The following is a 13,708-nucleotide window of genomic DNA, read 5'->3' on the forward strand; positions in this document are numbered from 1 at the left end:
CAAAATGAACAAAACAATTGCAATTTTTCAAAAAAAGAAAAATTACATCTATTATATCAAAAACCTGTTTTTAGCGACAAAAATTTCCGATTTCTTTACAGTTTAAAAGCTGAAAAGTTTATTGCCAAACAATCGGGTTTATCTCCTCCAATAACTTATCAAAAAATAGGTTAATCAACAACTAATTTTTAAATACTTTAAATCTTTAAAATATTAAAGACAGGTATTTCTATATTAAAACCTCAACCCTATTCACAAATTAATTAGCTAATAAGTAAAACGTTTATGGAACATAACTTAAATAATGCGTTAGTAATAATGTTAGTCGGTATGGTTACCGTTTTCATTATACTATCGCTGGTAGTGGTTATTGGTAATCTCATCATTAAAATTACTAATAAATACCCTGCTGAAACCAAAAAAATTTTAGATAACAAAACTTCAACACCTTCCAGTTTAGCGAGTAGCCAAACCATTGCAGCACTAGTAGCAGCAGTAGATATAACTACTCACGGAAAAGGTAAAATTACAAACATAACAAAAGTAACATCATGGCAAGAGAAATAAAATTTAGTTTAGTTTATAGAGATATGTGGCAATCTTCGGGAAAATACGTTCCTACCGTAGATCAGTTATTAAAAGTAGCTCCAGCAATTATCGATATGGGCTGTTTTTCTCGAGTTGAAACAAATGGTGGTGGTTTTGAACAAATTAATTTATTGTTTGGTGAAAACCCTAATGTAGCCAATAGAAAATGGACACAACCTTTTAACGATGCCGGAATTCAAACCCATATGCTAGAGCGTGCTTTAAATGGAATTAGAATGAGTCCTGTTCCTGCCGATATTCGTAAACTAATGTTTAAAGTAAAAAAGAAACAAGGAACCGATATCGCTCGTTCATTTTGCGGATTAAACGATCCTCGTAACTTAGAAGGTTCTATTAAATACGCTAAAGAAGGCGGAATGATTGCTCAGGCTGCTTTAAGCTTAACGTATTCTGAAGTTCATACTGTTGAATATTATACCAATTTAGCCAATACTTTAATCGAGTTAGGAGCAGATGAAATTTGTGTTAAAGATATGGCCGGAATTGGCCGCCCTGTTTATCTAGGAAAATTAGTAGCAAACATAAAAACACAACATCCTAATATTTTAGTTACCTACCATTCACATTCCGGTCCTGGCTTATCTATGGCTTCTATTTTAGAGGTAGCAAGAGCTGGTGCAGATTATATTGATGTGGCTATGGAACCTTTATCTTGGGGTACAGGGCATGCCGATTTATTAGCGGTGCATGCAATGCTTAAAGATGCAGGTTTTAAAGTTCCTGATATTAATATGAAAGCTTATATGAAGGTTAGAGAACTAACCCAAAGCTTTATAGACGATTTTCTAGGCTACTACATTAATCCTAGAAATAGAATGATGAATTCATTACTTATAGGTCCTGGTTTACCTGGAGGAATGATGGGAAGCTTAATGGCAGATTTAGAAAATAACTTAGCTAGTTTAAATAAATGGCTAACTAAAAGAAATAAACCAACATTAACTCAAGATGATCTTTTAATTAAGTTATTTGATGAAGTAAAATATATCTGGCCAAAATTAGGATATCCACCATTAGTAACACCATTTAGCCAATATGTAAAAAACTTGGCTTTAATGAATGTATTACAAATTGAAAAAGGTCGAGAAAGATGGTCTATGATTGCAGATAATATTTGGGATATGATTTTAGGAAAGTCCGGAAAATTACCTGGCGAATTAGCTCCTGAAATTATAAAATTAGCGGAAGAACAAGGTCGGGAATTTTACACAGGAAACCCTCAAGATCTATATCCTAACAATTTAGATACTTTCAAACAAGAGATGAAAGATAACAATTGGGATTTTGGTGAAGACGATGAGGAACTGCTTGAACTTGCCATGCATCCGGAACAATATAGAGCTTATAAATCCGGCAAAGCTAAAGCCGATTTTGAAGCAGATTTAGCTAAACGAAAAGCTGAAGTTGAAGCAACAGAAAACCCAGCACCAATAAAAACAGAAATTACTCAAAGTTTTGAACCTAAAAACTTGAATATCGAAGTTAATGGAGAAAAATTTGTAGTAAATGTATCGTATGGTGAGCAATCGGGAGAACCAACAACAGGTGTTACAGAAGAAAAAACAGTACCTCAAGCTACCAATACTTCAACACCCGCAAATGTAGAAGAAATTTTAGCACCCCTTGAAGGTAATTTTTATTTGACATTAAATGCTTCGGATGTTGCCGTAAAAGTTGGAGACGTTATTAAAGAAGGCGATGTTATTGGCTATATAGAGTCTATGAAAACTTACAATGCCATTTCTGCAGATAAATCCGGTAAAATTTTAGAAATCTGTCCAACTAATGGTGATGCTATAGAAGAAGATGACGTATTAATTAAAGTAGGCTAATATGCATGATATATTTTCTAGGCTGTTTGAAATGACAGCGTTAAGCGCTATAACTTACAAAACAATAATCATGTGGATTATTGCTTGTGTTCTACTTTATTTAGGTATAAAAAAGAAATTTGAACCGCTACTATTAGTCCCAATAGGTTTTGGTGTGCTATTGGCTAACTTCCCTGGATCTACAATGGGTATTGTAGATGCCAGTGAAGTAGCTTTAGATGGACACCGCTATAAAAACCTTTTTGAAATTGCTAGTGAATATGGCATCATGAATTTCCTATATTATTCACTAATCAAAACTGGTTTTTTACCTCCTATTATATTTATGGGAGTAGGTGCATTAACCGATTTTGGGCCAATGTTACGTAATTTACGTCTTGCCTTTTTTGGAGCAGCTGCCCAAATTGGAATATTTAGTGTACTTATTATTTCTGTACTATTAGGGTTCGATTTAAATGAAGCTGCTTCTTTAGGTATTATTGGAGGTGCTGATGGTCCAACGGCTATTTACACCACCATTAAATTAGCTCCTCATTTATTAGGTCCCATAGCTATTGCAGCTTATTCTTATATGGCACTGGTTCCCGTTATTGTACCAGCTGTGGCCAAATTATTTATGAAAGAAAAAGAATTCAAGATTAACATGAAAGAAATGGATAAAAAATATCCTTCCAAAAATGTTATTAAGAATCTTAAAACAGCTAAAATAATTTTCCCTATTGCTTTAGGAACTGTAATAGCTATTCTTGTACCCTCTTCTGTTCCACTTTTAGGAATGTTATTATTTGGTAATTTGGTTAAAGAAATTGGTACTAGCACCAAACGTTTAGCAGAAGCAGCTCAAGGCACTATCTTAAATACAGCAACTATATTTCTTGGCCTAGCCGTTGGAGCTACTATGACAGAGAATGTGTTTTTAACACCAAAAACTTTGGGTATTGTAGTAGGTGGTTTTATTGCTTTTGCAATATCTATTGCCGGAGGAATTTTAGCTGTAAAAGTTTACAATATGTTTTCTAAAAAGAAAATTAATCCACTAGTTGGTGCAACAGGATTAAGCGCTGTCCCTATGGCTTCTAGAGTAGCAAATGAGCTAGCTTTAAAATATGATCCAAAAAACCATATTTTACAATATTGTATGGCCAGTAACATATCAGGAGTTATAGGATCTGCTGTAGCGGCTGGTATATTAATATCCTTAGTTTAAAATTTTACGTATGAGTGATTTTTAGTGATAATAGTGTTTTTAATGTTGAAACCTCGGTTAGTAATACTAAACCGAGGTTTTTCTTTTATAACCGTAATGCTATCAATACTGAGCAATTAAAATTAATATAATACTATAGTCAGTTTACCTAATAAATACAAAAAAGCCTTTTAATCAAAATTAAAAGGCTTTTTTTGCTTGTAATAAAATAAGTTCGGTAAACTGTAATATAAATGATCATTTTAATTAAGAGTAATCATTAAAACCTTTACCTAAAATACTAAGTATTATTTTAAAGTAACTTCTCTAGTTACATCATTGTAAGGTCCTTCAATTAGGTTTCCTTCACTATCAACTAATTGTAAGTGTACAGTAACTTTTCCTTTTGGAAGTCCTTTTACAATATAAGGTTGCCAATCTGTAATTTCAAATTCTTCACCATTAATTGTTGCTTTAACTTTGTTTCCGTTTTCTGAAAGATCTGTATTTAATAAAAAGAAATCTAATAATAAATTCTTAGTATCGTCTCCAGAATACTCTCCTTTCGGACGGCTATAAATTAAAGTTGGTTTTGTTAAATCTACTTTATCGTCTGATTTCACATCACCTACTTGGAAATTTTTAGCTACAAAAGAGTTTTCATTTTTAACTGCTTCATGGTAAGATCTACTTAAAAATGCTACCACAGTATGATTCCCTTCTGAAAAATCTTTTTCAAAATCAGGAGTATAATGTGCTGAATATGGATTATCATCTACAATAAAGTGAATATGTTGCCCTTTCCCAGAACTTGCTAATTTATCGTTTATAGGACTATCCGTCTGTTGTCCTAATTCATAATTTTCAACATCAAACTTAAAGTTTACTTTCTCACCTACTTTTTCTGTTTTAGGCTCAACCAATTTAAGTGAAGCATCCGCATAAGCAGGAGAGTTTTCTAGCTTCTCTAATGTAATTTTTGAAGCTGTTGCTGTTGAATCTTGAGTTTCTGTCGCTGTTTCATTCTTCTCATCACTTTTCCCGTTTTTACAAGAAGTAAAAGCAACTAAAGAACAAGCTATTATTGTCGATTTTAAAACTATTCCTTTCATATTCATAATTATTTAGTATTCTATTTTTTGATTAATTATTGAGTCTATTTCAAAATTAAAAATCGATAAATCTATATTACTATTTTTAATAAGATAATTTTTAGATCTATTAATTATTATACCCCCAAAGGTATTTAAAATAAGACGCTCCAAAAAACTGGTTTTGTGAAATAAGTGTTATTTTTTGTTGAAAATTTGTAGCTAATTTATGATTTGCATTCTTAAAACACTCTAACTAAAAGCCGTTAAGCTTCTTTAATTGAATATATTACCACCTTTATTGAAAACTATTCGTGTTTTCCAGTATTGAACTTTGGTAATAATGGAATTCATACTTATTTATAATATTCGATTTCAAAAAATCGAATTCAATTGCAGCATCACTAATAAGCATATATGAAATTGGCGCAAGAGTAGTATTGAAATTCTGATTTTCAGTACAAATACAATGAGTTAGATATAAAAGTATTGATTGTAGCTAAAGAAAGTCCTCTATATTGAATCCACAATTCGTTTTTATATTGAAACAATCGAAAATGATTATTTTTTAATAAGTTTTTTGATTGCATTTATAATGAATAACACTACAGCGCCAACTACTATGCCCACTACAAATTCTACCAGCATAGGTGGTAAGTTTTCAAATAATTCGTGTAAATAATGAATATTATGGACAAAAATACCTCCTGAAACCAAAAATAAAGCAATAGTTCCTATCACTGAAAGTGCTTTTATTACCTTAGGTAAAGCTCTTACTAATAACTTACCTACTTTATCTGAAAAACTATCTTCTTCTTCATTTAAATTGATAAGTTTAGCTCCAAAATCGTCCATTCTTACTATAAGAGCCACTATACCGTACACACCTATTGTAGCTAATACTGCAATTATAGTAACGATAATTATTTTTGTTAAAAGCTCTATATCTCCTACACTACTTAAGGCTACAATAACAATCTCTACAGAAAGTATAAAATCGGTTAAAATTGCTGATTTTATTTTTGATTTTTCTCTTTCTTTTACTTCTTCTTCAGATAATCCTTTAAGATTTATCTTTTCTTTATGATGGGCATGGGGTAATATAAATTCATATACTTTTTCTGCTCCTTCGTAAGCTAAATAAAGTCCTCCACATAATAGTATTATAATTATTGCCTTAGGAAGAAATGCACTTAATAAAAATGCAATAGGTAATATAATTAACTTGTTTAACAAAGATCCTTTGGTAATAGCCCAAAGTACTGGCAATTCTCTAGAAGACATAAAACCAGATGCTTTTTCTGCATTTACGGCAAGATCGTCTCCTAACAATCCTGCTGTTTTTTTTCCAGCTACTTTTCCCATTACAGCAACATCGTCCATCAACGCTGCAATATCATCTAATAAGGCAAAAAATCCAGAGGCCATTTAAGTAAAATCAAAAATTTCAACCAATATAAGTTGAAAATGCTAAACAAGTGAAGTTTTTAATTTAGTATTAAGATTTAAACTTCTAAGCTAATATTTTTATAAATAAAAAATCACATATTTATAAATGATTAAAAATTTACTTTCTAATAAATTACATCTTTATTGCACCTTTACTTTAAATAATATAATAAATTCCCTTTCCCATGAAACCTCTTTTTGTTATAAGATAGTATTCTCCTAGAAATTCCAAAAAGTTATCGGTATTGTTAATTCCTATCATTTCCTTTTATGAACAACAAAGCTCTTATTACAGAAAAATTGATTTGGTATATACATAACATATTGAAATTTAGAATTTCGGATTAAAGATAAGGCCTAATTATTGAGTTGAAAAACAAAGTACAACTTTCACTCATAGAAATATCCTTATGTTTAATAAAAACAATTGGAATTTCTGAAAATCTTTTAAAAAGGCTCTGGATACTTAAATTGTGGTAAACATAATTTATCAAAACTGAAGTGATTCCTGCTTTCAATTTAAAGTCCACCACATTATATTTCTCAGAAAAATAATCCAGAATTTAGGAACCCCTAATGCTATTAGCTTCACATTTCAAAGCAGTCTAAAAAATTTGAAAGTGAAGTGGTTATATTTTTAGCTATTTTCAAAAATTCATTCCGAAGTAGATATTCCTATTATATATGCTGGAGGACTAAATAAGACCGAACACATTTTGAAAGCTTATAAGATGGAGCTCAAGGCTTTCAAGTTGAGAGTATTTTGAAAGTAAACTTTCTAAAAAACACATTCAAATCAACAAAAGAAGAAACTTACGAAGGAACTTTCTTTAACTCGACTCAACATGAAATAAAAAAACTACTTTTCGGAATTGGAAAATCAATAATTACTGAAAATGAAATAGAGATTTCTGATTATCATTTCGAACCTTCAATTGTTTATTCTAATAAGATTATCAAAGCAAACGAAATTGATTTTGTGAATATGTGATTTGTAAACTACATATTACTAACGATATAATTTTTGTATCAACATAAAATTGATCAAATATAGCTGGAATTTGGATTGGATTTTGAAAACTTTTAGATACCGAATTCACTCAAAAAAATGAGCAACGAGTTTTAGAAAAACTTATAGAAAACAGTATTGAAAAAACAAGAAGTTGACCAAATAAGAAATGAAGTTGGAAAACAGATGTATAAATATAATTTTGACACAATGTTATGAGATTGTTGCAATTTGGGATTGATAGATGTTCTTTCAGCAATGAGAGAAGAATACGACAAAAATGAATTTGGAAACTTTTATAAAAGAGTAATATAAATTCACAAACGAGATAAAAATGCTTTGCACAACAATTTATAACCGCAAATACGTCGGGTTCTACTACACCCGAATCCACGCGGAATTGCTGACACTCGTGTCAAACCGAAAATAAACGCTAACTTTATCCTTAACTAACGGTTATAAAAAACGTTAGGCACATTAAAATATATATTGATGAATAAAAAAATTGGATTAAAAGATGCTATCTCTATTGGGATTGGAGGAATGGTTGGAGGCGGAATATTTGCCGTGCTTGGACTTGCGGTTTCATTGGCAAAAGGTGGAACCCCAGTTGCATTTTGCTTTGCAGGTTTAATTGCTCTACTAACTGCATATTCTTACGCAAAACTTTCAAAAAAATATCCAAAGGATGGTGGCACCGTAGAATTTGTAAATAGCCAATTTGGAAACAGTATATTTTCAGGCGGCGTCAACAACCTTCTTTGGGTAAGCTATATTGTAATGCTTGCTCTTTACGCCTCTGCTTTTGGTTCTTATGGTTCTGAATTATTTTCACTCACGGAGTCTAAAAATCTGGATATCCATATTTATCAGTCAAGTATTCTCATTTTTGCCTTACTTATAAATTATCTAAGTGTAAAGCTCGTCAGTGAAATAGAATCTGTTGCAGTGATTGTCAAACTAATGATTTTAATTGCATTTATAGGCGTGGGATTTTATGGCCTTTCAACCAACCCTGAAAACTTAAGCCAACTATATCCCGAAAATTGGGAAAACCCTTTGAATTTGCTTTCTGGAGGAATGGTGATTTTTGTGGCATATGAGGGATTTGAGTTAATTGCAAATTCAATTTCAGACCTGAAAGACAGAGAAAAAAATACAGAAAAGGCATATTTCGGTGCTGTTGGTTTTGTTATCGTTCTCTATATTTTAATTGCCATCGTCACTGTGGGAGCTTTACCTTTTAAACAAATTGCAAATGCGCAGGATTATGTTTTGGCCAAGGCTGCAGAACCTACTTTAGGACAAATCGGCTTTACAGTTATTACCATTACAGCCTTGATATCTACATTCTCTGCAATAAATGCCACTGTACTGGGAAGTGGTCGTGTGAATTATGATATTGCCGAGGACAACGAATTGCCAAAATACTTTACCCATAAATTTTGGGGTAAGCCAATTGGTTTTCTTATAACAGCAATATTGTCTGTAGCATTAGTAAACATCTTTAATTTACAGAGTATATCAACGGCAGGGAGTGCTGGATTTTTACTAATTTTTGCAATAGTTAATTACATCGGCTATAAGAAACACAAAAAATTAAACTCAAAAAAATGGATACACTTTCTAGCAGGTATTCTATGTTTGTTAGCATTTTTCACACTACTTATTCAACAATTTAGCAGCAATAGGGTGGGTGTGTTGGTTTCTGTTGGAATAATTCTTTCCTGTTTTATAATTGAATTTATCTACAAAAAAACTGTGCCCATCAATAACGATGCGTAATGTATTAAAATGAAAGTTTTACGAAAAATAAACTTATGGATAAACTGAAAGTGAAGAGCCTTAAAACTCTGACCTACACATTGCCGAAACCATTACTTATACTTGCTTCAAAACTCACTAGAACCGTTGATAATGAGAAGACTTAACAAATGATAAAACTCAAAATTGATAAAAAAGAAGAAAAAATAAAGAAAACTCAGAATCTTAAAAATGGACTTCTACTCTATCTCAATAATTAAAAGTTCTGAAACAAAAAATAATCAAAAACAGATTAATTGCATCAAAATTTATAATTGTTAAGAAAAGTAAAACTTGTCGCCAAATTAGCTAATAATGGTTATATAATTAATTACTATGAAATTTTCTAAAGAAAATTTCAGCTTTTTTGCTAAATTTAGTCTAACAACTGAAAATCCTAGCGGATTTTAAACGCAACATAATAATAATCGAAATAATTGCCTTCAATTGCTCCTGATAAAAATTACGCGAATATTAATTGGTAAAATATCGGCTAGAAACAATTCAAAATCGAAAAATTTCAATCACTTTTTTTAAATCAAAACTATAGAAAATCAGACAGTTCTAATTAGAGAAAGCTTATTCTACAATTCTCCTATTAAATAGATCTATGATTACCGTTAGGTAACTCTAACCTTGCTTGGTCTGAATATAATTAATATCACTTATCCTAACTTGATTAGCACTCGCTATGTTAAAATATTGGTTCCACAAGTTTGCTTCTTTGGAGTATTTGTGGTTACTATCAGTGGTCGCTTTATACTTTTTCTTTCTTTTGAAATATAAATAATTTGCCTTCATTATACGGTCTACTCTTGGTTTTAAGACCTTCAACCTATAACTTTCAATTCAGCTTTATTCTTGAGGATTTATAACTCTATTAACCATCTTTAAATATATTAAAGAGAATTGAAACCAGATTTCAAAGTGATAATAACCGCTCATACTTACGGCTAACATAGTGCAAATCTTGTGAAAAAGATAAAAAATTGCTTTTTAAATATGTTACGTTAGACTCTTCAATTTGGGCACCCTTTAGTTCTTTTTTCAAACGGCCGATCTGTTTTTGTTAATCGATCATCTTGGATTACCGTAACCCGCCATAATCTTTTTATTCTTTGCGTCAGCTGTAATACACAGCAGGTAGAATATCAAGCCACCCATATAGTTTAGAAACACTACTTTTTATTTCGACGTTAATGTTTCGATTTGCTTCTAATAATTGCTAAATTAATAGCTTACAATAAGATTCCATCAATTTGTTATCCAAACTCATGTAGTTTTACTTACAGAACTATATGAAAGGAAATCAAAAAATTTCAGTAATCCGCTTAAAATTATATACCAGGTTAAATATCTAAATTTTGATGATTTTATTTCCTTCTCATATTTACTAAATCGATTGCTTTTTAAAAACTACATCAAATTTATATAAAATCAAATTAAATCATTTAAATGATTTAATTTGATTTTTAATTAACATAAATAAATATATTAAACAACATTATTAACATTTTTTTTGAAAAAACAAAAATTATAACTAACATTGTTATGTAGTACATAAATACATATTTAATATTTTATAATCAAAACACCATTTATGAGAAAACTTTTACAACTCAGAATGCTAAAACCAATATTGTTTGCAATACTGGTATTTTTAGGTACGGAGGTAAGTTGGGCCACTATCAACCTGAAGCTTTCTTCGAATTATGACCAGAAAACGATTTCGGGAGTGGTCTACGATGACAACTCTGGTGAAACTTTGCCGGGTGTGACCGTAAATATTAAAGGATCTAACACAGGAACTATCACTGATTTGGATGGATCTTTTCAAATTAAGTCTGAAACCGGATCTACATTGGTATTTAGCTTTGTTGGGTATATTAGTCAGGAAATTGTTATTCAAGACCAAACTTCCCTGTCCATTACTATGGAAACAGACATAGCATCTCTAGAGGAGGTGGCTATTATCGGTTATGGGAAGGTTAAACGTTCTAATCTTACTGGATCTGTATCTACCATAAGTAGTGAAACGTTAGAGCAAACCAATAAAATAGATGCTGCTTCCTCAATTCAGGGGCAAATTGCAGGAGTAACAGTGCAACGTACAGATAATAAGCCTGGTTCTGGTGGATTTAATATTCGAGTTAGAGGTTCTAACACCATTAATTCAGAAGCAGGTAATGGAGGCTACAGCCCGGGACAAAATCCGCTATTTGTAGTTGATGGAATATTTGTAGATGATATATCATTCCTAAACCCTGCAGATATTGAGCGTATGGATGTACTTAAAGATGCTGCATCTGCTGCTATCTACGGTTCAAGAGGAACAAATGGGGTTGTTATAATTCAAACCAAAAAAGGAAAGGAAGGCAAACTAAGCATTCGTTACAACAACTACGTTGGTTTTAAAGATATATATAATCTTCCTCCTGTTTTTAATGGTAAGAGCTATATCCCATTCCTAAGAGATGTCGTAGTTGGTAACCAATTTTCTTCAAATACTGATGGAAATTTTAACCAGTATTCCGCAGCAGCTGTTAATATTGAAGATTACTTGAGTGAAGAAGAACTTCAGAATATTGCGAACGGAGTAAGTACAGACTGGGTTGATTTAATTACACGAAAAGGTTTTCAACAAAACCACACAATTGATCTTAGTGGAGGTAACGAAAATACAGTTTACGCAGTTGGCCTAGGTTATACCGAAGATAATGGAACCACTTATGGTGAAGACTTTAAACGATATACTCTAAAAGGCAATATGCAAAGTGATATTACAGATTGGTTAACTTTTGGTTATGATAATTACATCACTTTAGCGACAACAAACGAAGGTAGCTTAGAAGCTTTTAGAAGTGCATACCGTTTGAAACCTATAGGTAGAGCATACGACGACAATGGGGATTTACTTTTCTTACCAACTCAAAAAGAGACTCAAGTAAGTAATCCTATTTTCGATACAAAAAACTGGACAAAAGAAAATAAATATATCAATTTTATTGGTAACATTTCACTGAGTGTAAAACCTATGGAAGGTCTTAGCTTTACTACAAAATTTGCGCCTAATGTAAAATATACTCGTCTAGGTGAGTACCGCGGCTTATACACCAAAAGTTCAATAGGAAACCAAAGTAGTACTCGTGCACAGGTTGATAACTTCTTAGACTACTCTTATACTTGGGATAATATCATTGACTACAATAAAGAAATCAATAAAGATAATAGCATTGCTGCTACCTTTATATATTCACAGTTCTCACAAGAAAATGAGTCTTATGGAGCTCAAGTTAGAAACTTCCCTACAGACACCTATTTATTCTACAACCTTAGTGGAGGTCTGGATAGAAGAAATATTGAAAGTAATTATACTAAAGAAACACTACAGTCTTATACCGCTCGTGTTAATTACAATTTGATGGATCGCTATATTTTGAACGTTACAGGTAGATATGATGGTGCTTCAATACTAGCAAAAGGAAACAAATGGGCCTTTTTCCCTTCAGCTTCATTAGCTTACCGAGTAATACGTGAAGACTTTATGAGTAAGCAAAATGTATTTTCTGATCTAAAGCTTAGATTAAGCTACGGTCAGACCGGTAACAATGGTGCAGGTGGAGGCCTTACGCCTTTAGGTAGCCTGGCACTATTAAATTCTTACGCTACCAACATTGGTGATGCCAGTGTAGCTACCTTAGCTGTTTCAAACCTTGCAAATAAGGATTTGACCTGGGAACGTACCTCGGAAGTTAACGTGGGTATTGACTTTGGATTCTTAAACAACCGCCTAACCGGTAGTATAGATATATATAATCGTAACATTAGAGATATAATTTTCTTCAAACCAGTACCTACTGTAACCGGTTTCGCTGGTGCATATGATAATGTTGGAGAATCTCAAAACCGCGGTATTGAAATAGGTCTTAATGCAAAAATTATTGACAATGAAGATTTTCAATGGAACACCAATATAAACTTCGCTAGAAACCGCAACGAAATTACCAACTTATATGGTAATAGTGAAGAAATGATTTTCGGTGCGCAGGGAGGTACTTTTATCCACCGTGTGGGAGAACCAATAGGATCTCTTTATGGATATAAGGCTGATGGAGTTTGGCAATTAGATGAAGCTGCCGAAGCAGCTGAGTTTGGTCAAAAACCAGGACAAGTTCGTGTTGTGGACATAAATGGTGACGGACAAATTACCGAACAGGGAGATCGTACAGTACTTGGTAATCCATTACCAAAATGGACTGGTGGTTTTACCAGTACTATGAATTACAAAAATTTTGATTTCTCATTCTTTGTTTATACCAACCAGGGAATGACCATCTTAAGTAACTTCCACCAAGCACGAGCTTTCTCTTATGATGGTGACCCTGCTCGTTTATGGAATGGTTATGACACCAACTACTGGACTCCTGAAAATCCTACAAATAATTGGTTTCAGCCTGGTAATGGCGGTCCTTATCAACAAGCCATGAAATTTATGGATGTATCATTCGTAAAAGTTGGTTTTATGACTTTAGGATATTCTTTACCAACTACAACAACAGAAAATTTAGGTATTAAAAAGCTTCGTCTTTACACTACAGTTCAAAATCCATTCACTTTTTCAGATTATGATGGATGGGATCCAGAGAACGCTGGCAGAAACACCTATGGTGCAGCGTTTATGTCTCGTACGTTTATGGCAGGTTTAAACTTTAGTTTCTAAAAAAAATAA

The 13,708-nt window shown here is 32.2% G+C and carries 8 protein-coding genes and 1 pseudogene; 6 read left to right on the forward strand and 3 right to left on the reverse strand.

The features are described 5' to 3' along the window. Nucleotides 1-285 precede the first annotated feature (285 nt). Genes ACN0WI_RS06280 through ACN0WI_RS06290 form a run of 3 tightly spaced genes read left to right on the forward strand, consistent with a single transcriptional unit; the run spans nucleotide 286 to nucleotide 3,648 of the window. Nucleotides 286-567 carry an OadG family protein gene (locus tag ACN0WI_RS06280; RefSeq protein ID WP_417885800.1) on the forward strand — a complete coding sequence of 94 codons (282 nt, stop codon included), beginning with the start codon at nucleotides 286-288 and terminating at the stop codon, nucleotides 565-567. Then, nucleotides 552-2,441, forward strand: coding sequence for a biotin/lipoyl-containing protein (locus tag ACN0WI_RS06285; protein WP_417885801.1), 1,890 nt, complete (start codon nucleotides 552-554; stop codon nucleotides 2,439-2,441). Before ACN0WI_RS06280 ends, ACN0WI_RS06285 begins: the two co-directional genes overlap by 16 nt. 1 nt (nucleotide 2,442) lies before the next feature. Next, nucleotides 2,443-3,648, forward strand: a complete 1,206-nt coding sequence (locus tag ACN0WI_RS06290; protein ID WP_417885802.1) for a sodium ion-translocating decarboxylase subunit beta — start codon at nucleotides 2,443-2,445, stop codon at nucleotides 3,646-3,648. Nucleotides 3,649-3,935: 287 nt separating this feature from the next. Here ACN0WI_RS06290 and ACN0WI_RS06295 read toward each other — a convergent pair whose 3' ends face one another. Together ACN0WI_RS06295 and ACN0WI_RS06300 are read right to left on the reverse strand one after the other, a co-directional pair. After that, complete coding sequence (locus tag ACN0WI_RS06295) at nucleotides 3,936-4,739, reverse strand: hypothetical protein (RefSeq protein ID WP_417885803.1); 804 nt, start codon at nucleotides 4,737-4,739, stop codon at nucleotides 3,936-3,938. Nucleotides 4,740-5,279: 540 nt separating this feature from the next. After that, the gene (locus ACN0WI_RS06300; protein ID WP_417885804.1) at nucleotides 5,280-6,146 is read right to left on the reverse strand and encodes a DUF808 domain-containing protein; all 867 of its coding nucleotides are present in this window, start codon (nucleotides 6,144-6,146) and stop codon (nucleotides 5,280-5,282) included. A gap of 784 nt (nucleotides 6,147-6,930) precedes the next feature. Here ACN0WI_RS06300 and ACN0WI_RS06305 point away from each other — a divergent pair. Together ACN0WI_RS06305 and ACN0WI_RS06310 are read left to right on the forward strand one after the other, a co-directional pair. After that, nucleotides 6,931-7,158, forward strand: a complete 228-nt coding sequence (locus ACN0WI_RS06305; protein WP_417885805.1) for a hypothetical protein — start codon at nucleotides 6,931-6,933, stop codon at nucleotides 7,156-7,158. A gap of 510 nt (nucleotides 7,159-7,668) precedes the next feature. Then, nucleotides 7,669-8,961, forward strand: coding sequence for an APC family permease (locus ACN0WI_RS06310; RefSeq protein ID WP_417885806.1), 1,293 nt, complete (start codon nucleotides 7,669-7,671; stop codon nucleotides 8,959-8,961). Nucleotides 8,962-9,612: 651 nt separating this feature from the next. Here the strand turns inward: ACN0WI_RS06310 and ACN0WI_RS06315 are convergent. Beyond that, nucleotides 9,613-9,842 (reverse strand): annotated as a pseudogene (locus ACN0WI_RS06315) (IS3 family transposase); the annotation flags it as partial. 737 nt (nucleotides 9,843-10,579) lie between these two features. On the opposite strand from ACN0WI_RS06315, the gene ACN0WI_RS06320 reads away from it, so the two are divergent. Continuing rightward, on the forward strand, nucleotides 10,580-13,699 hold the full coding sequence (locus tag ACN0WI_RS06320) for a SusC/RagA family TonB-linked outer membrane protein (RefSeq protein WP_417885807.1): 3,120 nt from the start codon (nucleotides 10,580-10,582) through the stop codon (nucleotides 13,697-13,699). The last annotated feature ends 9 nt before the right edge of the window (nucleotides 13,700-13,708 follow it).

The sequence above is a fragment of the Zunongwangia sp. genome (assembly GCF_048269745.1).
Lineage (GTDB): Bacteria > Bacteroidota > Bacteroidia > Flavobacteriales > Flavobacteriaceae > Zunongwangia.